Source organism: Psychrobacter piscatorii, from assembly GCF_904846415.1.
GTDB lineage: Bacteria > Pseudomonadota > Gammaproteobacteria > Pseudomonadales > Moraxellaceae > Psychrobacter > Psychrobacter piscatorii.
Window position 1 is genome coordinate 1 of the sequence record NZ_CAJHAR010000015.1, and the last position, 24,965, is coordinate 24,965.

The 24,965-nt window shown below is 44.3% G+C and carries 16 protein-coding genes; 9 read left to right on the forward strand and 7 right to left on the reverse strand.

Features of this window, described 5'->3' with window-relative positions; genetic code table 11:
• Positions 1-515: 515 nt before the first annotated feature.
• On the forward strand, positions 516-2,051 hold the full coding sequence (locus JMX83_RS08270; RefSeq protein WP_201600508.1) for a class I SAM-dependent methyltransferase: 1,536 nt from the start codon (positions 516-518) through the stop codon (positions 2,049-2,051).
• Positions 2,052-2,960: 909 nt separating this feature from the next.
• Positions 2,961-4,460, forward strand: a complete 1,500-nt coding sequence (locus JMX83_RS08275; protein ID WP_201600511.1) for a SulP family inorganic anion transporter — start codon at positions 2,961-2,963, stop codon at positions 4,458-4,460.
• Between the two features lie 70 nt (positions 4,461-4,530).
• Here the strand turns inward: JMX83_RS08275 and rpoD are convergent, their stop codons facing one another.
• The 3 genes from rpoD to JMX83_RS08290 all read right to left on the reverse strand — a co-directional run bounded on the left by rpoD (position 4,531) and on the right by JMX83_RS08290 (position 10,507).
• Entirely contained in the window at positions 4,531-6,456 is a 1,926-nt protein-coding gene (gene rpoD, locus JMX83_RS08280) for an RNA polymerase sigma factor RpoD (RefSeq protein ID WP_201600514.1), read from the reverse strand.
• A gap of 502 nt (positions 6,457-6,958) precedes the next feature.
• On the reverse strand, positions 6,959-9,151 hold the full coding sequence (locus tag JMX83_RS08285) for a DNA primase (RefSeq protein WP_201600517.1): 2,193 nt from the start codon (positions 9,149-9,151) through the stop codon (positions 6,959-6,961).
• 138 nt (positions 9,152-9,289) lie between these two features.
• Positions 9,290-10,507 carry an outer membrane protein assembly factor BamD gene (locus tag JMX83_RS08290; protein WP_201600520.1) on the reverse strand — a complete coding sequence of 406 codons (1,218 nt, stop codon included), beginning with the start codon at positions 10,505-10,507 and terminating at the stop codon, positions 9,290-9,292.
• A gap of 723 nt (positions 10,508-11,230) precedes the next feature.
• Between JMX83_RS08290 and JMX83_RS08295 the strand changes: the two genes are divergently transcribed.
• The 3 genes from JMX83_RS08295 to JMX83_RS08305 all read left to right on the forward strand — a co-directional run bounded on the left by JMX83_RS08295 (position 11,231) and on the right by JMX83_RS08305 (position 14,281).
• Positions 11,231-12,457, forward strand: coding sequence for an RluA family pseudouridine synthase (locus tag JMX83_RS08295; protein WP_201600664.1), 1,227 nt, complete (start codon positions 11,231-11,233; stop codon positions 12,455-12,457).
• 113 nt (positions 12,458-12,570) lie between these two features.
• Positions 12,571-13,566, forward strand: a complete 996-nt coding sequence (locus JMX83_RS08300; protein WP_227675789.1) for a polyphenol oxidase family protein — start codon at positions 12,571-12,573, stop codon at positions 13,564-13,566.
• Positions 13,567-13,669: 103 nt separating this feature from the next.
• Positions 13,670-14,281 carry a flavodoxin family protein gene (locus JMX83_RS08305; RefSeq protein WP_201600522.1) on the forward strand — a complete coding sequence of 204 codons (612 nt, stop codon included), beginning with the start codon at positions 13,670-13,672 and terminating at the stop codon, positions 14,279-14,281.
• Between the two features lie 90 nt (positions 14,282-14,371).
• Here JMX83_RS08305 and JMX83_RS15360 read toward each other — a convergent pair whose 3' ends face one another.
• Positions 14,372-14,497: a hypothetical protein gene (locus JMX83_RS15360; protein WP_265089512.1), complete on the reverse strand. Its 126-nt coding sequence runs from the start codon at positions 14,495-14,497 to the stop codon at positions 14,372-14,374.
• 680 nt (positions 14,498-15,177) lie between these two features.
• Between JMX83_RS15360 and JMX83_RS08310 the strand changes: the two genes are divergently transcribed.
• The 4 genes from JMX83_RS08310 to guaD all read left to right on the forward strand — a co-directional run bounded on the left by JMX83_RS08310 (position 15,178) and on the right by guaD (position 22,066).
• On the forward strand, positions 15,178-16,884 hold the full coding sequence (locus JMX83_RS08310) for a xanthine dehydrogenase small subunit (RefSeq protein ID WP_201600524.1): 1,707 nt from the start codon (positions 15,178-15,180) through the stop codon (positions 16,882-16,884).
• 97 nt (positions 16,885-16,981) lie between these two features.
• A complete protein-coding gene (gene xdhB / locus JMX83_RS08315) occupies positions 16,982-19,555 on the forward strand; it encodes a xanthine dehydrogenase molybdopterin binding subunit (protein ID WP_201600526.1) in 2,574 nt (857 codons plus the stop codon).
• Positions 19,548-20,519: an XdhC family protein gene (locus tag JMX83_RS08320; RefSeq protein WP_227675790.1), complete on the forward strand. Its 972-nt coding sequence runs from the start codon at positions 19,548-19,550 to the stop codon at positions 20,517-20,519. The genes xdhB and JMX83_RS08320 overlap by 8 nt, the downstream gene beginning before the upstream one ends.
• 116 nt (positions 20,520-20,635) lie before the next feature.
• Complete coding sequence (gene guaD, locus JMX83_RS08325; protein ID WP_201600530.1) at positions 20,636-22,066, forward strand: guanine deaminase; 1,431 nt, start codon at positions 20,636-20,638, stop codon at positions 22,064-22,066.
• Positions 22,067-22,199: 133 nt separating this feature from the next.
• On the opposite strand, the gene JMX83_RS08330 is transcribed toward guaD, so the two are convergent.
• The 3 genes from JMX83_RS08330 to puuE all read right to left on the reverse strand — a co-directional run bounded on the left by JMX83_RS08330 (position 22,200) and on the right by puuE (position 24,940).
• Entirely contained in the window at positions 22,200-22,727 is a 528-nt protein-coding gene (locus JMX83_RS08330) for an ureidoglycolate lyase (protein WP_201600532.1), read from the reverse strand.
• Positions 22,727-23,845, reverse strand: a complete 1,119-nt coding sequence (gene alc, locus JMX83_RS08335) for an allantoicase (RefSeq protein WP_201600535.1) — start codon at positions 23,843-23,845, stop codon at positions 22,727-22,729. The genes JMX83_RS08330 and alc overlap by 1 nt, the downstream gene beginning before the upstream one ends.
• Positions 23,846-23,959: 114 nt before the next feature.
• Positions 23,960-24,940: an allantoinase PuuE gene (gene puuE / locus JMX83_RS08340; RefSeq protein ID WP_201600538.1), complete on the reverse strand. Its 981-nt coding sequence runs from the start codon at positions 24,938-24,940 to the stop codon at positions 23,960-23,962.
• Positions 24,941-24,965 lie beyond the last annotated feature (25 nt).

The window sequence follows — 24,965 nt, forward strand, 5'->3', positions numbered from 1 at the left end:
TTTAGACTAAGACTGTGACAGTCGGGGCAATTGATCTGTATTTGTGTCTTCATAACCTCAAATATATCATCTTGCTTTGACTGTCACCCTTCCTTTATTACCCCAGCATACTTTTTGATACACCACCAAATATCTTAAAAGGGTGGGGTGTTTGCCGGACAATCATGGTTTTTCCTAGCGATGGGGTCTATGAGCACAGTATTGAAGGTGCGGTATGATTTTAATATAGAATTGCAATCTGTAAAGGGTGTTTTGCAATTAGGGAGAGGGTAATATTTCTATAAAATTCAATAGAATTCTTTATGATCAGGTCGTTGTATAACAGTGAAAACAAAAAATGTGGAAAACTATTAAAATCGCTTTAGCCAATTAATAGCAAAAAAGGTATTATTCTAAATGATCAAACTAATTTCGGTAGCTTTATTAATATTATTAGGTCGGATAAGTTTGCAATAAGCACATTAAGATATTTTGAGTAGCGTGTATTCAAATTAATCATATATAAGGATATAAACATGGCAAATTGGTCAGAGGGTTACATTAGCGATATCGATTATACTTACGGATATTATCCAGAACTTAGTCCCAATAATGTCAAAATACCTTTCTTGATGTCAGGGCTTGAAGTACCAAAATTCAATACGGCATGTGAGCTTGGTTTTGGTCAAGGAGTATCAATCAATACACATTCCGCTGCATCTGATGTCCAGTGGTATGGCACTGATTTTAATCCTTCACAAGCCAGCTTTGCTAAAGAATTATCTGATACTTCAGGCAGTAACACACATATCTATGATCAGTCTTTCAGTGATTTTTGTAATCGTGATGACTTACCGGATTTTGACTTTATCGGTTTACATGGTATCTGGTCTTGGGTTTCTAACGAAAACCGTGGCATTATTGCCGACTTTATTCGCCGCAAATTAAAAGTCGGTGGGGTGCTATATATTAGCTATAACACTTTACCAGGCTGGGCTGCAGCTTCACCTATACGCCACATGCTAACAGAGCATGACCATATGCACGGTAGCCGTGGTAAAAGTATTAGCAGACGTGTCGAAGATTCTATCAAGTTTACGCAAGAGCTTCTTGAACTTAGTCAACCCTTGGTACAACAAGTCCCCTCTATTCCACAACGCCTAGAAAACATTAGTAAGCAAAACCCTAATTATTTGGCCCACGAATACTTTAACCGTGATTGGCAACCTATGTACTTTTCTGAGATGGCAGATTGGTTATCACCCACCAAAACCAGTTTTGCTTGTTCAGCCAGCTTTTTGGAAGATTATAGCCCTTGTAGCTATACCGATAAACAAAGCGAGTTTCTCAAAAGAGTCGATGATCCTATGTTCGAACAAAGTATCAAAGATTATATGCATAACAAACAGTTTCGCCGCGATTACTGGGTAAAAGGAGCGCGCAAAATCTCCAGTGCTAAGTTAGAAATGACGTGGTATCAATTGCGTTTTATGCTGATTACTAATGAACAGGACATTCAATATGAGCTGAACGGTGCGGCTGGTAATGTCTCTCTAAACCAAGACATTTATAAGCAAATTGTCGGTCTTCTAAATGATCATAAAATACATCAAGTAGCCGATTTGCAAAAAAAATTGCCTGATGATTTTAAGCAAAGCTGGTTATTTGAGTCTTTGGCTATCTTACACAGTCAAGGAGCAATTGTTCTTGTCCAAGATGATGATGTGGTAAAAAAGGTCCAAGAACAGTGTAAGAAGCTTAATGCATATATTATGCAACAGAGTCTTGTCAGTCCTGAATTGACAGCGCTGGCTAGCCCATTGACAGGGACTGCTTTAACATTTGGAAGATTCCCGCTTATTTTCTTGCATGCTTATATCCAAGGTAAAAATAAGCAGGCAGACTGGGTGGATTATGCGTGGCAAGCGCTTAAGAAAAACAACCAACTATTACTCAAAGATGGAAATACACTTCAAGAAGAAAAAGATAACATCGATGAATTGTATAAAATGGCTGATAACTTCGAAAAATACACCCTTCCTTTGGTGAAAAGATTAAAAATCGTCGAATAACAGGTGAAGTTATACTCTGATTTATGTGAAGAATTATGTTTTTCATTATATTGAGGTATGAAGCCATTCTCAACAATGTATATAAGCAAATGGTCTTATCAGAATGTCGAGCGCTCTTTAGAAGAGGGCTCGTTTCATTAGATATGCTCAATCAAATCCCAAACCCAGATAACATGGTGCTAAAGGCAGCCACTGTATTGGGTAAAGCACCATCTGGATCAGTACTGGCTGCAAACCAAAGTGCAGCGTTCATAGCAGCAGCTTCCGAATAAAATAATTCTCTGAATTTCTGGGTCTAGCGCACTCTCAATGTACGTTTGTGCCTCAATGAGCAATCCTTCCCAAAGATTCTCGCACCCTGCTGCTCTAGCTTTTACATTTAAACTCATTAAGGGGAGTGAGCTAAAGTCTACACCTACGAATGTGGTTAAATGGTCATTCTAAGTTCATCAAAGTCTATTGATTTTGAACGAAATAATATTTTATGGATTAAACTCATCTATGCTAGAATAACGAAAAATCTTACTTCATAAACCCATAAAAGCTGTCCACTATAAAGATGACTACGCCACCCTAGTTGTACCCCTCCTCAGTAAACATTGCTCTCGACAGCAATGAATCTCATAAAGCGTCTGACGCTTTTTCTTGTGCATATGCACTGCTTTAACGTTTGTATCATTATTCGATGTATCGATTAGATCATTAAGATCAAGCTACTAAAGTAAGTTATGACAATAACTCGCTAACGATGACAGTTCACATTTTTATATTTATTATTTGATGGGCAATATGCCTAGATAGAGATGTGTCAGACTTTTCATGTTAGATGTTCCTTATATATCTCCTAGAGATTTATTAGATACGTTGTGTATTGGCAGACTAAAGCAGTTCCTAAAAACTGAGTTAAACATGTTAAATACGATTAAAGAACATTGGCTATCCAATGTGAGAGGCGATGTCCTAGCTGGCATGGTCGTCGCGTTAGCGCTTATTCCTGAAGCCATTGCTTTTTCTATTATTGCCGGTGTTGATCCTCAAGTAGGCCTTTACGCTTCGTTTTGTATCGCTGTAGTGATTGCCTTCGTCGGTGGACGTCCAGCGATGATTTCAGCGGCAACTGGCGCGATGGCGCTACTCATGGTAACACTGGTCAAAGATTACGGCTTGCAATACTTGCTGGCAGCCAGTGTACTGACGGGTGTGATACAGATTATCTTCGGCTTTTTAAAGTTGGGTAATCTGATGAAATATGTGTCTCAATCGGTGGTGCTAGGCTTTATCAATGCTTTGGCCATTTTGATTTTTATGTCGCAAATTCCTGAACTGATGCCACAAGCAGGCTCAAACTTAGTACACGTTTATGGTCTTGTGGCACTAGGTCTAGTGATTATCTATGGCTATCCATATATTCCAAAAATTGGCAAAATTATTCCATCGCCACTGGTCAGTATCGTACTGGTGACGGCTATAGCTATCTTGTTAGGGGCAGAGGCGCGAACCATCAATGATATGGGTCAACTACCTGATACCTTACCGATATTTTTGATACCTGATATCCCGTTGAACTTAGATACTTTACTGATTATTTTTCCATATTCTATCAGTCTGGCGATAGTGGGCTTGCTTGAGTCTATGATGACCATGACCATTGTGGATGATTTGACCGATACCAAAGGTGATCGTACCCAAGAATGCAAAGGTCAAGGTATTGCCAATGTTATAAGCGGTTTTTTTGGTGGAATGGCAGGCTGTGCGATGATTGGCCAGTCGATCATCAACGTCAAATCAGGCGGCTATACGCGTCTCTCTACCTTAGTAGCAGGGGTGTTTTTATTATTAATGGTTGTGTTTTTAAGTGATTGGTTAAGGATTATCCCAATGGCTGCGCTCGTCGCTGTGATGATTATGGTATCTATTGGTACCTTTAACTGGGGTTCTTTTAGAGAGCTAAAAACCAAACCGCTACAAAGTAACGTCGTGATGCTGACGACGGTTGCTGTGGTAGTCGCAACGCATAATTTGGCATATGGGGTGTTGATAGGGGTGCTGTTGTCAGCACTGTTCTTTGCTAATAAAATTGAACGTTATATGAGTGTGCATAGTCATATGGATGAAGCAGAGCGAACACGTTATTATCACGTTGATGGTCAAGTATTTTTCTCATCAGCAGAGCGTATGATTGACTCCTTTGATATTAAAGAATCTGTCTCTAAAGTAGTTATTGACGTGTCGCGTGCACATTTTTGGGATGTGACAGCAGTTGCCGCGATTGATAAAGTCATTATTAAGTTTCGCCGTGAAGGCACTGAGGTAGAGCTAGTCGGTCTGAATAAAGCGAGCCAAGCGATAATAGAGAGTTTTGGTGTGCATGATAAGCCAGATGCTGAGCAAAGTTTAGGCGCGCATTGATAACATAGATTAACAGACACAAAAAAGCCGAGATAAACTCGGCTTTTTTTACAATTAACTAACTAAAAGCTTAGTCATTCTCTAAGAAAGAACGTAGATGCTCAGAACGTGATGGATGACGCAACTTACGTAGTGCTTTTGCCTCGATCTGACGAATACGCTCACGCGTGACGTCAAACTGTTTACCGACTTCTTCCAAAGTATGGTCAGTTGGCATATCGATACCAAAACGCATTTTTAGGACACGTGCTTCACGCTCAGTCAGGTTACCCAATACATCACGAGTCGCTTCTTGTAGGCCAGCCGCCGTCGCATCGTCAACAGGACTTGAGATGGTACCATCTTCGATGAAATCACCTAGGTGTGAGTCTTCATCATCACCGATAGGGGTTTCCATAGAGATAGGCTCTTTGGCAATTTTAAGCACTTTACGGACTTTAACTTCGTCCATTTCTAAGCGCTCACCTAATTCCTCAGGTGTTGGCTCGCGACCCATTTCCTGTAGCAATTGACGTGAGACACGGTTGATCTTGTTGATCGTCTCAATCATATGCACAGGGATACGAATGGTACGCGCTTGGTCAGCGATAGAGCGAGTAATCGCCTGACGAATCCACCATGTGGCATACGTCGAGAACTTATAACCACGGCGATATTCAAATTTATCAACCGCTTTCATCAAGCCGATGTTACCTTCTTGGATAAGATCCAAGAACTGTAGGCCACGGTTGGTATATTTTTTGGCGATAGAGATAACCAGACGTAAGTTCGCCTCAACCATTTCTTTCTTCGCGCGGCGAGCTTTTGCTTCACCAACCGCCATACGACGCGCCACATCTTTCATGTCGTGGATTTTCATGTCGAGCTGCTGCTCATAATCACGGATACGGCGCTGAAGTAAAATAACGTCATCAGTAACTTTTTCTAGCGTGCCGGCAAATGCAGGCTTACCTTTAATACGTTCAATCAACCAATCAACGTTGGTTTCATTACTAGGAAAGGTTTTACGGAACTCTTCACGCGGCATACGACCACGGCGAATCACCAAACGCATGATTTGACGCTCTTGCTTACGCACGTCGTCATAGACATCATGCATAATCGCCATAACTTGGTCTGACAAGCGATTGTTTAGCTTTAGCATCATAAAGCGTTCAGCAAGTAGGGCATACGCGGTATCAGCCTGTACGCTACCACGGCCATAATCAAGCAGCGCTTGCTTGGCTTTGATAAATAGATGCTCAATCTCTTCTAGACGCAAACGTACTTCTTCTGGATCGAGACCGCTGGTTTCTTCTTCAGCTTCTTCTTCCACGTCGTCTTCGTCTTCATCTTCATCATCGTCAAGCGCGGCTGCTTTGGCATTCACTTTAGCTTTGATGATAGGCGGGTTTTCTTTTTCTTCTTTGATGCGCTCACGCTCTTCTTTTGCCGCATCTTTGGCTTCTTGAGCAGCGATTTTGTCTTCTTCGGTTTCAGGATCTAAGAAACCCGTGATGACGTCAGATAGTTTCTTTTCGCCATCTTGTACTTTTTGGTATTCATCAAGGACAAACTGTACGGTGCCAGGCCAATAAGACATAGCATGCTGCACATCACGAATACCTTCTTCGATACGCTTAGCAATGGAGATCTCACCTTCACGGGTAAGAAGATCAACCGTACCCATCTCACGCATATACATACGGACAGGGTCAGTGGTACGACCAGGCTCAGTCTCAACAGAGGCGAGTACCGCCGCTGCTTCATCTGCTGCCATGTCATCATCACTTGAATCATCGTTCATCAAGATGTCATCGGCATCAGGAGCTGATTCAAAGATTTTGATACCAACATCGGTTAGCATCTGCACAATATCTTCGATCTGATCGCTTTCGGTAATAGAGTCGGGCAGCTGGTCATTCACCTCAGCGTAGGTAAGATACCCTTGCTCTTTGCCCATTTGGATTAAGGTGGCCAGTTGAGATGTGGACTTAGAAACTGACTTATCGTTCATAAATACTCGCTTACTTGCATCGGACATTTTTATATTGTGACTCGCTATCGCTCGCTCTTTGCGTTGATCTTATCAATCGATTGATCAAAATATGGCGTAGAGGTTGTCAATAATATCAAAAATGAGTTGATATGAATAAAGGCTCAAAACACTACAATAACTATGCTAAAAAAACAGCTAAAAATTAGAAAAACTAAAAAGACTTCAATACAGTACTTAAAAAATAGTATCTAAAAGCGGATACATAAAAATAATACCTAAAATTTGTGCTTAACGATGCATGCTCACAATCATTCACCAAGCAGTGCTGTCAATATACAGCGACACAGTTTAACACAGACCGCAGTCTTCAAGCACGAGCTAGTGATAGCTACCGACCATTTTTTGCTGATTATTTGCCATCCGCTAAATGATTTAGGAGTGACTCATGCTACTGGGTATAATCATTAGTAGTGGGGGCAGTGGCTAGAATTTTAAAGGGGCATGATTTGATAATTAAACATTAAGACTGCACAGTGACCATCTGTGCCGATTGCTCTGCCTGCTGTGCCCGCAGCCAATCGTTCAACAATTGGGTTTGTTTACGGACGATTGCGAGCTTAATATGATCAGGGTTTTTTATCAGTTCTTGTATTTTTTTCTTCATGTTGCGCTCAAGCAGTTGGCTAACCAATTCTTCGATTAAGCCATCCAGCCCCAAGATATTGCGTGCGGTTAGTGCTTTATAAAAGCCGCCCCAATTACGGCTCAGCATCTCTTGGGTCGCAGGCTTCACATTTGATAAGATAAAATGCGCCGCTGCGTTGGCATCTTTTGGCAGGTAATTAAGGCAGCGCTTGATAGTGCTCACTATATCAAGCAGAGCAGCATCTTGCAGATCTTCCCAAGCAAGCGGACGCAGCGTATCGGGTGAAGCTTTTTGTTTGATATGCGCAGGTAGGTGTAAGCCATTAATGCCAGACTGTTGCCAAATCGACTCAATAGGGTCGTCAATTAATGCGCGCGGCTGAAACAAAAAACAAAGCTGCAATTGCTGACTGATGGTCATATCACCATCAAAGTCTAGCAGCGCATCTTTGGCCTCGACATTCTGACTGCGCCTGCCGCCAAGCTTTTGATAAACGTCATTGTTAAGCAAATATCGAAAGCTACTGCCTTTCGGCAAGGCGGTCGTCAATGAGCGTACTTGCGACATGAGCTTGGCTTTACCTTCAGCCAGACTCATATCGTAACGCTCACTGAGATACGCAAAAATATATTGCGATAGCGGCATGGCATTAGCGATTTGCTCACGCATGGCATCGCTACCCTGACTCTTAATAAACGTATCAGGATCATGGTTATTAGGCAGGGTCAAAAACCGCAACTCTTTATCATCAGCAAGCACAGGCAAGGCAACTTCAAGCGTACGCCAAGCGGCTTTTTGTCCGGCACCGTCGCCATCAAAACTCAAAGTCAGCGTTGGATTGAGTGTCAATAGCCGTGATATTTGACTTTCATTGATTGCCGTACCCATCGAGGCGACTGCCCCATAGATGCCCGCTTGATAGAGAGCAATGACATCCATATAGCCTTCGACTACTAACCAGTCGTTAGCACGCTGCTGCCGTGATTCATAATAGCCGTATAGTACATGTTGCTTGTGAAAGACGGGCGAGTCTGAGGAGTTGATATATTTAGGCTTTACTTCGTCATCGAGCGCTCGGCCACCAAAACCAATGGTGCGACCTTGGTTATCACGAATAGGAAAAATAACCCGATCACGCAATAAATCATAGTCACGGCCAGAATCTGATTGGCGCACGAGCCCTAGGGCCTTAAGTCCCTCAATATCTTGCGGAAACTGGTGCTCAAGATGTTGCCAGCCAAATGGCGCGTAACCTAAACCAAAAGTCTCAAAGATATCTTCTGTAATACCGCGTGACAAAAAGTATTGCTTGGCATGAGGGTGAGTGTGTAGATTATGCTGATAGAACTGCTGGATCTGCTCTAGCAGCTCATATAGGTTGCCATCTTGATCAGCGTTCTGATCAATGCTAGCCATACTTGCATCGTTATCTGTCAGCCATACTGGCGGATAGCCATCATCATCCGCATGGTTCGATGAATACGGCTCTGATGGATACGAGTCCATCGAATAAGGTGCTGAATCATACGCCTCTAACGGCAGGAAATTATCGTAACCCTGAGCGTCATCATAACTTGACTGGTCTATGTAAATTTGGTCGTTTTGGGCGATATTGTTTTGATGACTGTCTTGACGGTTGTGTTGATAGTTGTCTTGGTTTGCACCGCTTTGATTTACTTTGCTGTGTTCTATCGTTGGGCTAGGTACATTGTGAACTGGCGGCGGTGCAATAGGTTTGGGTGCGCTGCGCTGATAACTGACGTTTTGTTGCTCTTCTTTTGGTACTTCGATACCTGTCTGTTTGGAGAGCTCATTGACCGCTTCGATAAAGGTGAGATTCTCATAATCACGCAAAAAACTGATGGCATTGCCACCGACGCTACAGCCAAAACAGTGATAGATGTTTTTTTGTGGATTGACATAAAAGGAAGGCGATTTTTCACCGTGAAAGGGGCAACAGCCCTTAAACTCACTACCAGCGCGTTTGAGCGTGGTATGTCGACCAATGATGCTGATTAGGTCAGCTTGGCTATTGAGTTGTTCAAGAATATGGTTAGGAATGCTCATACAAAAAACAGTTTACCATAGGTCAATTATATTGGGGCAGGGCGAATAGCATACCACTAGAAAAATAAGGCCAACATAGTGTTGGCCTTATTATTAATCATATAAACGGTGTTGACTCAATCAAGTCACTGAACGTGCTTATTCGTCGTCCATATCTGATGGCGCTAGTAGGATACTATTGCTGTCGTTGTCTATCGTAGTGCGGCGTGTTGGATTGATATTTTGTGGATCAACATTGGCTTCTCTCGCTGTCGAGCCAGTGCTTGATTGACTGGTCACTCGCTCAGCTGATGCTTCCGGTAGACCCAAACCAATATTGATGCCGTTACTATTATTACTGCTAAAAGCTGCAGAGGTGTTGGCAGTGGTTGCACGAGCAGCACTAGCAGTATTATCACTTGGCAATCTTAGTTGATTTGCGTTGCGAATCATTTGGGTTTTGGTCGCGCCGTTATATTCGCCAGCTGCCACTGATGTATCCGTCGTATTTGAGCGACCAAGCTGTCCAAAGGTAATCTTATTGAGCCAAGTGCGATCACGTTTGGTGCTCAGTTTGACTTTGCCGTTGTTAGTCAGCATGTTTGGATAGTTGATTTGCAATAAGGTCTTGTACTCATTTGCCAAATCTGTCAAACCAAGTTTTTCGTGGCTATAGGCTAGGACTGCGATGGCATCTGGTACTGACTCACTCAGTGGATAGTACTGGAAGACCCATTTGGCGCGATTGACAGCTGCCACATAAGCTTCACGCTCGATATACCAATTGGCTGCGCTCATCTCGCTTTCAGCAAACTGGTTATAGATAAATGTCATACGCTGGGCGGCATCTGGTGCATAGGGGCTGTTTGGGTATTTGCTAATAAGCTCTTGGAAATTGGCAAAGGCAATACGTAGATACGCAGTGTCACGCTCCGCTTGGTTTAGTTTAAACAGCTTCAAACTCTCAGACGAGCCTTCCATATTGGCAACGCCGCGTACATAGTAAGCATAGCTGACTTGCGGATTAGAAGGATATAGACGGATGAATTGCTCAGCACTCGCTGCTGCCATCTCGTATTTATCGCCTTGATACTGTGCGTACATCATATCAAGTAATGCTTGTTCGGCATATTGTCCAGTTGGGTAGAAGGTACGCAGATTGGTCAGCTCCTCAACACCTTGAACATAGCGACCTTTATCGATTTGAGCGATGGCATCGTTATAGTAACCTTGTTCTGACTTTTCCGCTGTTTCTACCGCGTCGACATCTTTGGCGCCAGTCAAGTTTTTGAATGTTTGGCAACCTACTAGATTGATGCTAAGCGCAAGTAAGGTTATTGAGGACAGTTTGATAAACGTATTGCCAACAGCTTGCATACTTCTTCTCCGACACAAGACGCATAATAGCAGCAGTGCTATCATGCTATATAAAAGGTTAGTGATAAAAAACGATGCTGAGTATTCAGCGATGCACAAGCAACACGTTTTTCATCGAATGCAGTTTTTGTTATGACGTATTGTACTGGTAGATTGGGTCTGATACATAGAGCTTTTATAGTAAGCCTGTAATAGATCAAATGCATTTAATCATATTCAAACGGTATAAATGGCAAACACTGTCAATAAAACCCAATGGTATTTTCATACTGTATTTGAATATGGCATAGGAATACAGTGCCATAGCATACAGCAAAACATGGCTATACTTTATAGAATAACGTTTGCTTCGTCTATTTTTTCGCTATCTATATTTTACAGGCAGTTTAACATGAGCGGCTATCACGAGCGATATCGAATATCGCTGGCAGGAACAAATATACAGTAAATTACAGCAATGTTATGTTCTAGAGAGCTAAGCAGCAAGGCTTGGCACCTCAGAAGCGCTCAAAAATTCACAGATAGTATGCACTTTTATAGGGCTTGAGCGCGTGACATGATACACTAGGACGGTATTGTCTCCGCTTTTTTGACCTGTATTGCTTTCTATTATCGGCTAGAGGTCAAAAAACGACAATTTTTTATCATTTTATCTTTGAAGTCACCTGACAAAATATAGTTAGTAACTTTGCTAGGTATCAATCCGCTATGAATAATGATGCCATGACTACCCATTTATCACCGAATCAATCGCTAGAGACTGATTCATCAGCACAAGAGTCACCAATGCCAAATAACGTTTTAAATAATGACGAGCCTGACAATCAAGAAATGATGGATGAGCAGGGAATAATGGACGAGCACACTGATGCTCTTGATAACGACGACTTGCTCGAAGCAGATAGCGATATTGATGAAGAACTTGACGATGGCGATATGGATGAAGGCGACGACGATGAAGCGCCAGTAGCTGGCCAAGCGGTGCCAGTAGTGGTGGATATGACGCATGTCGTCACAGAAGATCAGTCTGGCCTACGCATCGATAAAGTCGCTTCACAGGTGTTTGCAGACTTTTCGCGCGTGCAATTACAAGGTTGGATCACGGACGGTAGCTTACTCTATAACGGCAGTGTGCAAAAACCAAAAGTCCGTGTCAAAGCAGATGATGTGCTATATCTATCAACAACGTTGCAGCAGCATAGTGAAGACCAGCCAGAAGACATCGATATCGATGTGGTCTATGAAGATGATGACGTACTGGTGATCAACAAACCTGTCGGTATGGTGGTTCATCCGGGCGCTGGCAATCAGACAGGCACTTTGGTCAATGCCTTGCTATACCATTATCCGCAGCAGCATCACTTGCCGCGTGCAGGTCTGGTACACCGTATTGACAAAGACACCTCTGGATTACTACTCATTGGTAAAACCAAGCCGGCTCAGATGGCGTTGATGGAGCAGCTAAAAGACAAATCTGTTTATCGTCATTATCAGTGTGTGGTAGCAGGCGATCAAGCAAGCTTGCTGCGTCATCGCCGTATTGATGCGCCGATTGGGCGACATCGTACTCAGCGTACCAAAATGACAGTCATGACTGCCGGCCGTGAAGCGGTAACCCATCTATTAAACGTCACACCACTGAATGACAACTACTGCCTGTTAGATGTCGGACTTGAGACCGGTCGTACGCACCAGATTCGCGTGCATTTGAGCCATGTTACCTATCCGCTCGTAGGGGATCGCATCTACGGTGGTCGTCGTCAACTGCGTGCAGGATTGACAGAAGCACAGCGTCAAGCTATTAACAATTTTCCGCGCCAAGCGTTGCATGCTTATACCCTTGGGTTTGTGCATCCAACGACTGGTGAGGATATGGAAGTGACGACGCCACTGCCAGAAGACATGCAAAAGCTAATAGCCGTATTAAGCGACGGTTATGATGACGAGTAAACGCTATTGAGAAAAGCGGCTGTCTAAAAGTGTTTACGACACTTGCCAAGTTTATAGTAGTGATTTAGTGATGCTAATTTTTAGACAGTCAGAGATAAAAGGATGAGGCAGTCGTGACAAACAAATTTGCGATAACAAATAATTTTCCAATGACCATGCTCGCGCAAATAGATGATGTGGCTGTTTTTCAAACGGCTGCTTTTGCGCTGAATAATACTGACGAACCTGCTGCCGCAAGCCAGCAAAGAGGGATTGACAGTCAAGCAAAACATCAAGCAAATTATGGCGCGCTAAATCTAGGTCTGCATGTCAACGATGACGCGGCAAAGGTATTAGATAATCGTATGAGTCTGTTGGCTGCGATTAATATACAGATGGTAAATGAGTCATCACAAACTGAGCAACATACTGCTATTCACAGCTTACATTGGGTCAGTCAGGTTCATGGTAAACAGATCCATGATATTGATACGACGCCTTTGAGCATGGCACCAATGGCGGCTGACGCCATAATTAGCAAGCAAAATGGTCGTGGACTGGCGATCATGACGGCAGATTGTGTGCCGATTGTTTTATACCAGCCCGCCAGCGGTAAAATCGCTGCCATTCATGCAGGCTGGCAAGGATTGGCGTGCGGCGTGATTCGAGAGACTGTTGAGCGCTTTACCGATTCAGGGTCTGTACAGGCTTGGATAGGGGTATGTATCAGTCAGGCCAATTATGAAGTGGGTCATCAAGTCCGTGACCAATTACTGGCTGGTTGCTTAGATAATCAATTACTAACGGCGTCAGATAGTGATAATTTTGACAGTCTATATGTGATGCGCTCAGATAGTGGTCTTGAAAATCATAGCGATACTCAGCATTTACATAAGACAGTTGATAAACTATCGAATTGCGCTACAGTACACACGGATAAAGTTAAGCTAAACTTACCAAAACTGGCCGCTGATCAATTAACAGCCGCTAGCGTGTCGATAGATAATAAAGAAGCTATCAGCTGTAGCTATGCAGATAGGCACTACTATTCTTATCGTCGTCAAACGCATATGCAGCAGCCTGCAACGGGAAGAATGGCGCTTGTGATTGTGCGCCGCGCCGCTACGTAGATGTCAGCTCACAACTAACAAACCTATTGAGTGCGCTGAGTCGTTGTGCACTCGTACACTATATTATTTTTATTTAACCATTATTGTCATTATTAGAGTCTGTATGAATACAACTAGCGAATCCTCGAAAATATCTCCTGATAGTACGCCTAACGTATCGATTGCCGTTATTTTCCATAGCAATTATGGTCATACCAAGCGTGTCGCTGAAGCGATTGTACAAGGCGCGCATCAGCAATTACCAGAGGCGCAAGCAAAAGCTGTCGATATTTATGATATTGACTGGGATTACTTAGATCAGGCAGATCTATTGGTTTTTGGTAGCGCGGTATATATGGGTAGCGTGACCGCTGAATTCAAAACCTTTATGGATGAAACCTCAAAGCGTTGGTACAACCGCAAGTGGGAAGGCAAATGGGCCGCGGCTTTTGCCAACTCGGGCGGCCTAAGCGGTGATAAACTTGCCGTACTACAGCAGATTTCTCTATATGCGATGCAGCATGGTATGAATTGGATTGGTCTACCACTCATGCCGACAGGTCATGAGGCGCACGATCTTAACCGTCTATCTAGCTTTTTGGGTTTGATGACGCAGTCGCTTGACGGTCCGCCTGAAGAAACGCCAGGGAAAGGAGATATTGATACGGCTATTTGGTTTGGTGATCATCTGGCTAAAACCATTATTAAACATCAGCCAGCGGACAGTAAGCGTTAGATAACACAGTAGGTGACAGGCTAATCCAGTAAAAAAGCAGACACGATTGATGTCTGCTTTTTTTTATGTCAATGTTATGGCGTGACCAGTTTATGGAGTAACCAGGTTAGTCGGTACAGGCTTAACAGGAATAGGGTTGTCAACAAATTGGAAGTATTGGCAACCGGTCAGCATCAGCGTCGCTATCAGCATATAAATAGAGGTAAGTGACTTCATAATAGTATCTCAGAGACGATATATTACCCAATAATATATCTTGTCTGTCTATCGTCAGAAGCGATGACAGTTAAAAGTAAGGTTTGTTTTTAGCTATTATATATAAAAACAGCTCGGTTATATAAATTTAAAAACGGTGCATGTGCTTATCTTTGTTTTTAAAGAGATTATTTATTCAATCATAACGTAACTTGTCTATTGTGCGTTTGCATTAGCTATATCAATGACTAACATGACGAGTCTTATAAACTATCTCTGCTGTTAGGATTGATAGCGTTTATCAGATAGCGGCTTAAGGGTCAATTATTTGGCAGTATCGGCAGATATTTGAATGGGTTGTGTTGTAAATAAGAATAGTGATAATATGTTGAAAGCTGACCAAATAGTCAGGTATATTCTAGTGCTAATTTTTGGCAAAAGCTCCTGACAATTACTGCTACTTATGGTCGATTTATTTGCTATAAAAGAGTGTGCGATATCAGACTCATCGACATCCTGCAAATGCGACATAGAATAAAATAGCAAATATATCAAAAACTAAAAAATCCATAAACGTACTGGCCGATCAACTTACTTGAGCGGTTGCAGCAAAATATGGATTAAGCGTTTACCTTTCGTACTCAAGCCACTAATGCTTCTCAGTCTTATACTCACTTTCATTATTTTAGCCGAGCCTTGCTATGATTAGTTTTTATCTCAATGGAAAATACCATGAGCTAACCCAGCTTAACCCCAATACGACAGTGCTTGAGTATTTACGATTGTATGAAGGCCAAACGGATGCTAAGGAAGGCTGCGGCAGTGGCGATTGCGGTGCTTGTACCGTAATGGTTCAGCGCCTGCCTAGCACTAGTCAGCAAACGCTTAATGATGAAAATGGCGACGAAAAAAATGCTACGCCACCGTTCTATACGATTAATTCCTGCATTACGCTAGTGTCGCTGATGGACGGTCATCACCTGATGACGGCTTCTTATTTGGCAGACAATCCAGAGCATCATCCAGAGCGTGCCCTGTTGCATCCGGCACAGCAAGCCATGGTTGAATGTCATGGGTCGCAGTGCGGCTTTTGTACGCCTGGGTTTGTGATGTCGCTTGCTTGTGTTTACGAAAACAACCGTATGCGGATAAGTCAAAATGCAGCTGACCAGAATGATGCTAAGCAGTTGAGCTATGATGAAGTGGTTGCGTCAATATCGGGCAACCTATGTCGCTGCACAGGCTACAGGCCGATTATTGAGGCAGGCCTGTTGATGAGTGATATCGGTCAGCAGAGAGAAGCAGAGCAGTCAGCAGTGAAAAACCTGACGATCAGTCTAGCCACAGATGCAATGTGCAATACAAAGGAATCAGCAGTCTCTAAAAATGTGCCAGATGAAACTAAATTAAACAATACAGATCTGAAAACGATTGCACCTGCACTTAGTGATGCTGGGCGACAGTTATATATGCCCAAAACACTAGATGAGCTTAATCAGATATTGGCAGACAATCCACAGGCTACGATTTGGGCAGGTGGTACGGACTTGGGATTGAGTGTAACCCAGCATCTAATCGATCACGAGGTCATTATTCAGCTCTCAGGTATTGAGGCACTAAAATCATGGTCTCTATCAGATGCAACTAGTGACACATCGACTGACGAACAAACTAAAAGTCAGTCGCTAGTGCTAGGTGCTGGTATGAGCTATCAACAGATGCTCCCTGTGCTTGAGCAATACTTCCCAAGCTTTGCGCAAGTATTCGAGCGTATTGCCTCTCCGCAAATCCGTAATATGGGCACCATCGGCGGCAATATAGCCAACGCTTCTCCAATTGGCGATTTACCACCGATTCTCTTGGCACTAGATGCATCAATTCATCTGCGTCATTGCGCGCCTAATCGTGAAGAGTCAGGTAAAGATTTAGATAGTAGTGATTCGGTTTATACGGATGAGATCATACCGTTATCAGCATTTTTCTTGGATTATAAAAAGACCAAGCTGCAAGCAGGCAGTTATATTGTCGCCATTCATATTCCTTTGATACATGACAATCAGCACTTATTTATTCATAAAATTAGCAAACGCTACGAAGATGATATTTCAGCGTGTCTATTGACTGCGCGAATCGATGTATCAGCAGATGGCATGACGATAGAGAATGCAAAACTTGGGCTTGGTGGCATGGCTGCCATACCATTATTAGCCACAACCTGTCAGCACGCATTGATCGGACAATCGGCTAAAATTGTGAGTTTTGAGAAGGCAGCACAAGTCTTGTCTAAAGATGTCACGCCGATGACGGATGTCAGAGCCAGCCGTGAATACCGCATGCATGTGGTACAGCGTCTACTGGTAAAGTGCGGTAAACAGTTAGTAACAGAGTTGCAGGCTGAGAACGTTTGATTGTTAGCGTGATTAAATATCAATATTGCTTCATGAGTGTATTTGTCAGAAATAAAAAAGCGCATCGATAAGTGCGTACTAATAGAAGAGATTTGCTATGAGCCATCATTCGTCTTTATTTGACAGTTATAGTATCCGCCGCGTGCGTCCACCAAAAAATAAGATCGGCACGTCAGCCAAACACGACAGTGCGATCACCCATGTGATGGGGACGGCAACTTATGTAGATGATATTGCAAAACCACAAGGCACGCTACATCTGGCAGTAGGTAAAAGCAGCCACGCTCATGCACGTGTATTAAGTATGGATCTGAGCGCTGTCAGAGAGGCTGATGGGGTGGTAGATGTTTTAAGTTTTAAAGATTTACCTGCGCAGACTGATATCGGTGCGGTGTTCGACGGTGAGCCACTGATGGTAGATGACATCACAGAGTATGTGGGTCAGACGCTATTTGTGGTAGTGGCGAGCAGTCATCGCGCCGCCAAAAAAGCCGCTACCAAGGCAGTGGTTGAATATGAGCCATTGCCAGCGGTATTGAGTATTGATAAAGCGTTAGAGCAAGAGTTGTTTGTGCGTCCCAGTCATTTTATGAAGCGCGGCGATGCGACGACGGCGCTTGATAACGCGCCGATTCGCATTGAAGGTCATATTCATATGCGCGGGCAAGAGCACTTTTATCTTGAAGGGCAAGTGTCTTATGTGGTGCCGTGTGATGATGGTGGGCTGGAAGTATACACGTCGTCACAGCATCCAAGCGAAGTTCAGCAACTGGTCGCCGAAGTGACGGATTTGCCCTTTCATGCGGTCAATACCGTGGTGCGCCGTATGGGCGGCGGCTTTGGTGGTAAAGAAACGCAAGCGGCGGCATGGGCCTGTCTGTGCGGCATCGTCGCCAAGCGCCATAACGTTCCTGTCAGTATGCGTCTAGACCGTCAAGATGACATGGTGGTGACCGGTAAACGCCATGAGTTTGCCAATCGTTATGAGGTTGGCTTGGATGAATCTGGGCGTATATTGGGCGTCGATATGCAATTGGCTGGTCTGTGCGGTTATGCGCCAGATTTGTCTGATGCCATCGTCGATAGAGCGATGTTCCATTGTGATAATGCCTATTACTATCCAGCGGCTCATGTGGCAGGTCATCGCTGCAAGACGCATACCGTATCCAATACGGCCTATCGCGGGTTTGGTGGTCCGCAAGGTCTGATGACGGCTGAATATATGATGGATCACATTGCCTATACCTTAGGTCAAGATCCTTTGCAGGTGCGCCTAGCAAACTTGTATCAAGATGGTCAAAGCACCCATTACGGTCAGACGATTGAGCACTTTGATTTGGCGACCATCATGACCAAACTGGCAGCGGATTGCGATTACGACAAGCGCCGTCAGCAAATCATAGAAGCCAATCAAAAAGCTGCCGCTGAAGGCAGTGACAAGCGTTTAGGCATCGCTCTAACACCAGTGAAATTTGGTATTTCATTTACCGTGCAGACGCTCAATCAGGCAGGCGCGCTGGTACACATTTATACCGATGGCAGTATCCATCTCAATCACGGTGGTACGGAGATGGGGCAAGGGCTATATATCAAAATTGCCCAGATTGTCGCCAATGAATTTGACGTTGATCTAGATACAGTAAAAGTGTCAGCGACTCGTACGGATAAAGTACCTAATACTTCACCAACTGCCGCGTCATCAGGTACCGATATCAATGGTAAAGCAGCACAAAATGCTTGCTTGAGCATCAAAGCGCGCATCGTTGAATTTGCGGTTGAGCATTTTGAGGTGGCACAAGAAGACATACGCTTTGAAAAAAACCACGTCTATATCGGTGATAAAAAGACACTAACCTTTGCCGAAATGATTCAACTGTCGTATCAAAACCGTATCAGCCTATCGTCTACTGGCTACTATAAAACGCCGAAAATATTTTATGATCGCTCCAAAGCATGGGGACGTCCGTTCTTCTACTTTGCCTTGGGTGCAGCTTGTGCTGAGGTTGAGATTGATACGCTGACAGGTGAGTACAAAGTGCTACGCTGTGATGTGCTGCATGATGCGGGACAATCGATTAACCCTGCCATTGACATCGGTCAGATTGAAGGCGGTTTTGTGCAAGGCATGGGCTGGCTCACAGCAGAAGAGCTGATCTGGAATGATAAAGGAAAGCTCGCATCCGACAGTCCTGCCAACTATAAAATCCCAACCGCGCATGACTTGCCTAAGCAGTGGAATGTCAAACTGTACAACCGTAAAAACGAAGAACAAACGATTTATAACTCTAAAGCCGTCGGTGAGCCGCCGTTTATGTTGGCTGCCAGCGTCTGGTGCGCGCTTAATAACGCGGTGGCTAGCCTTGGTGATTATCAAAAGAATCCAGAGCTGACCATGCCTGCGACGCCAGAAGCCGTATTAAAGGCGGTCATGCGTATGGAAGGTTCGTCTTGGGATCTAGAGACCAAGGAGGACAAGGATACGATGGATAGCCTTGCCAAAGGCGTAGAAGAAAAGGGCGATCTCTATAACGACAAAGTCATGCCGCAAGATGTGCGCCATGCCAAAGACATCGATCCAAAAGAGGTGGCAGGCAAGCAGACCGATGAGCAGCCAGAAGCGATAGAGCACCCAAATGTCGCAGGGGCAAGAGGTCCTGCGCACAGTGAGTGAGTCATTAGCACCTCCAGTTATCTGGTATGAAGGTCTGGCGCGATATCAGCAGCAAGGCACCGCTCATGTGTTGGCAACGGTTGTGGCTGTGAATGGCTCAGCCCCGCGTGCGCTACAGGCAAAGATGATTGTCACTCAGGATGGCATCGTAGATACGCTGGGTGGCGGTGGTCTTGAGCACGATGTGATTACCACTGCACGGCAACTGCTAAACGGTGAAATAGCAGCGATAATATCAAAAGAAGTCAAACCAAAAGTGTCTGAAGTTGACGATACAAGCGCGTCAGCTCCTTCTAAAGCGATACGCCGTGACGCGGTCTATACCAAGCATTATCCACTGGGTGCAAAATTAGCACAGTGCTGCGGCGGTAGCGTCACTGTTATGTTTGAATGCTTTAATGTAACGCCGCCGATGTCAGTACTGGTATTCGGGGCAGGGCATGTGGCATCAGCACTCATGACCATCCTTGCTGAATTGCCTTGTCAGGTAGATTGGGTGGACAGTCGCCCAGAGATGTTTAAGCGGTATTTAGTTGATGAATCTACTACTAATCAATCCAAACTTTATAACTTACCAGCGCATATTCGTCCGCATATCGATGATGAGCCTGTAGATTTTGTGCGTCCATTTATCGAGCAGGGTGGTCAGCGTTTTATTTTGATTATGACGCATGATCATAGTGTGGATTTTGAGCTAGTGCGAGCAACATTAGATACTATTTCTGATACCAGCTCATTTGATAATAAATACTCAAATATCTCATTACCCTATATAGGCTGTATTGCCTCATCCACCAAAGCCAAGCGTTTTAGAGATCGTTTGATTCAGCGTGGCTACAGTGAGCAACTGGTTAATCAGCTCATCATGCCAATCGGATTACCAATTGGTGGTAAAGAGCCGATGGCAGTAGCCGTGTCTATCGTGGCGCAGCTCTTACAGCAATATCATCAGGCTGAACGCTGAGTTTCTATGTGCTCAATATAGCCCCGTTTTAGCATCGTTATTTTCCGTCGAATTATTAAACGCTCAGCACGATTTATTAAAATGTTCAGCATTATCAAGCCATGTGAGACCACCCAATGACCCTACATATTTATCAAGCTCATTTATTACATTATATTAGCGAAGATGACCTTGCTAAGCGTACGGCTGCTGAATTATCCGATACTAGAATTCCTGACTTTCTCGTAAATCTGACCGTTGATAAAGATACAACGTTGCTTCCAGTAATTGCAGGCGTGCGTGTTTACCCTGAGTATATTACTGACGGCGCACTTGTTATTGATGATAAGACTGGACTGATTATTAATTATGGTAGTCGAGAGGCGATGTTAGCAAATTATGTGCTGACCGCTACTAATGACAGTCAAGAACCAGTCCAGATTCATGACCATCGGCACAAACTCATCATGCCAGGTTTTATCGATACTCATGTTCACTATCCGCAGATAGATATGATCGCCGCTTACGGTGAGCAACTGCTCGACTGGCTCAATAATTATACCTTTGTGACGGAAGCCAATTTCGGTGATCCAAAAGTAGCGCACGATACGGCTAATTTCTTTTTAAGGCAACTACTTGCTAATGGTACGACCAGTGCCATGGTTTTTGCGACCAGTCACCCGCTATCCGCCGAGGCGTTTTTTACTGAAAGTCATAGGCTTAATACGCGCATGATTACGGGCAATGTCTTGATGGATCAAAATGCACCTGAGCAGCTATGCGTGCCTGTTGAGCAAAGTATCCGCGATACTCAAGATATCATTGATAATTGGCATGAGCGTGGGCGTCAGCATGTGGCGATTACGCCAAGATTTGCCATTACATCAACACCGCAACAGTTGCGCATGGCAGGTGAGTTATATGCCAGCTATGACAGTGTGTATTTACAGACGCATCTGGCAGAAAACCGTGATGAGGTGGCTTTTGTACAACAGCTTTATCCCCATCATAAAGGTTACCTCGACGTCTATGACGATATGGGTCTGTTAGGCCGCCGTACCACCTTGGCACATGGTATCTATCTTGAGACACCAGAGTATGAGCGTCTACGCGCGACTGGTACGCAAATATCACATTGTCCAACGTCCAATCTGTTTTTGGGTAGTGGGCTGTTCGATTTACCCAAGACGTTAAGTTATACCGGTGTCAGTATCGCCACCGACGTTGGAGCAGGGACGAGCTTATCGATGCTGACGACGTTATCAGAGGCGTACAAAGTCCAGCAGCTACAAGGTAATCAGCTATCCGCGCATCAAGGGTTATATCAGATCACCTTAGGCAATGCGCAGTCGCTACTATTGGGCCATAAAATCGGTAACTTTATGCCCAATAAAGAAGCAGATTTTGTTGTAATTGACATGGGTGCAACCGAATTGCTTGAGCGGCGTATGGCGCAGACCAAAACCGTTGAAGAGCAACTATTTGTGCTGATGACGCTGGGTGATGATAGAGTGATCGAGCAGACGATCATTGCAGGTCAGAGCCGCTATCGAAAATCTGCAGCCTGATAAACTAGCGAAAATATGAGTCATAAGAAAGCCTCGTTTATATATCATAAACGGGGCTTTTATTGGTTTGGTCTGTGTCTTTTGTTCTGTACTTATGGGATAGCTTAGCGGCTTTTTTTCTAATTGATATTTTCTAACTGACGTTTTCTAATTCAATAGACACATTCCAGTCCGTAATATCTATCTCATGGCAGTTGTTACCTTCGCCATTGATACGATCAATCACCAAAAAATCACTGTCACGCCCAAGAGCGAGTAGAGGGTGATGCCAGACATTAGCATCGTACTGTACACCTTGGTGAGCTTTTGCATAAAACACTGCTAGATCGTCAGGCGATTGTGGTGGCGTACCTGCTTTGGCAACGACGACAATATAGTCCTGACCTTCCATCGAGACAAATGCTTGTGTCCCAAACGGATGATACTCCATGACGGAGAGCGCAATCGGATTCTCACGTTTTTTGGCTCGAAAGATACTTATGCCAACAGCGCCACCCTCAAGCTGACTCTCAGCAAGTGCATGATGGCGAACCGCATAGCCATTATTGATCTCATAAGTATTGTCAGCCGTTTGCTCCTCCTCACTATAGCGCTCAATAACCGAGCCGTAAGGGGCAAAGTTGGCTTTGGTTAAAGGCTGAGCGGTTAGCATGATACTCATTATTTAACCTCTATATCATCAGTAGTACTAACATGATCTGCCACTTTACCAAACACGCGCACGCGGCTGATACCACCATCTGGGAAGATATTGACCCGAATATGGGTGATAGGCTGATCTATCTGGAGCTTATCGTTACCAAAGGTATGGATATCATCGGCATTGGTTTTTTGCGGCTCAAGCAACGTGTCCCAAAACATACTTTGCGTGACTAAGGTTTGCTCTGGTGTATTTGGCGAATAGACGGCTTGGATCGAGATTTTATCAGGGTAGTTGCCTTTGAAGTGAGCGGTATCGATTTCGATAGAATCGACAATACCTGCTTGACCTAAGGCAATAATGCACCAGTCATTACCTGGCTCACGGCGACGACGTGTCTCCCAACCATCACCCATATTAGGGGCTTTGGTCGGTAACAGTAAGTTGCTGGCTTCCCCAAAATGCGCGTCATTACTGGCAATCGCGCGACCGCCGTTTAACGCGCCTGCCAAGTCAATCGTCTCGCCTTGTTTGCTCAGGCTCGCATCAAGTTGGATATCGCCATAGACACGTAATCGAGCCACGCCGCCATCTGGATAAATATTCAAACGGATATGGGTGACCGTTTGCTCATCATCAATCTCAACAAACTCATGGTGATTGCCCTGTAGTGGGGTCATTCCGACAAGGGAGTGCCAGTTTTTACTGTCCCAGTCTTCTTTATTGAGGCTAGTAAGCTCAGTTTCATTTTGTTGTAGCAGCTCTGGCGCGTATAAGGCATCGACACTGGCTGAAGAGGGGAAGTTACCGGTAAAGTGACTGGTATCGATATCAAGCCCTGCAATTTTGGTTGGGCGGGCAAGTTGAACGATTAAATAATCATAACCTAAATGACGCTTGCGGCGTGTCTCCCAACCGTCCATCCATTTACCATTATCGTCAAATTTGCCTACGATAAAGATAGGCGCATCAGGATTTAAAATGCGGCTTTTATCTGCAAAAAAGTCATCCGTCGCAAATAGCGCTTTGGCGCCCAAGCGACTATCAGCCACGTTTGATTTTTTAGTAAAAGCTGGCAGGCTCTCAGGTAGGTTGTTTGCTGAGATAATTTGTCCCACTTCTGAAGTATTTTGACTCATAATGATTCCTTTATTCTATATTAGGTTTGATTGATTGATTGATTGATTGAGTGTCGCTTGTTTTATTTATTCGACACACTGCGACGTGCTCAATGAGCGAGGCAATGGCAAAAGCTACATCCAGTTGGCTGTATTGTCTGGTGTTGCAGGGTGGTTCTCATACCAGTGTTTGGCGATCTCATCACGGCGGCATATCCACACGTCAGGCTTATTGGTGATATAGTGCAAAAATTGCTTCAACGCTTTGATACGTCCTGCCCGTCCGATAATGCGGCAATGCAAACCGATGGTTAGCATTTTGGGGGTGTGCTCACCTTCTTCGTACAGGGTATCAAAGCTGTCTTTGAGGTATTGATAAAATGGCTCGGCGTGAGTAAACCCTGGGCTAGAAGAAAAGCGCATGTCGTTGGTCTCTAAACTATAAGGGATGACCAAATGCGGCTTGCGCGTAATCAAATTGCCTTCTTGAGCTTTGACATTGAGCCAGTAGGGCAGCTCATCGCCGTATGAGTCAGAGTCATAATGATAGCCACCTTGTTCAACGACCAGCTCGCGCGTGTTTGGACTATCGCGCCCCGTGTACCAACCGAGCGGCTGTTTGCCTAGCATGCGCTCAAATATATTGGTTGCACGGCGAATGTGCTCACGTTCCGTCTCGCGATACATATACTGATAAGTGATCCAGCGCAGGCCGTGACTGGCAATCTCATGACCGTCTTCTAATACGCGCTCAATAATGTGCGGCGTTTTTTCAGCAGCGGCAGCACAGGTAAAGGTGGTGATTGGAACACCATACCCTTTGAATACATCTAACACCCGCCATACGCCGACACGGCTCCCGTATTCAAATGCTGATTCGATAGACTGGTGACGGTTGTTAAATTCGGGCGTACCTAAAATATCAGACAAAAAACGCTCTGATTGTCCATCGCCATGAATGACGCTATTTTCTGCCCCTTCTTCGATATTCAAGACAAACTGTACGGCGATTTTTGCGCCGCCCGGCCAGTTGGCTTTTGGTGGGTTGCCAGCATAGCCTTTTAGATCGCGAGGATATGTGCTCAGATCAAAATCACTGGTAATTTTTTTGCTCATTACTTATGTTCCTATATCTCGTGGA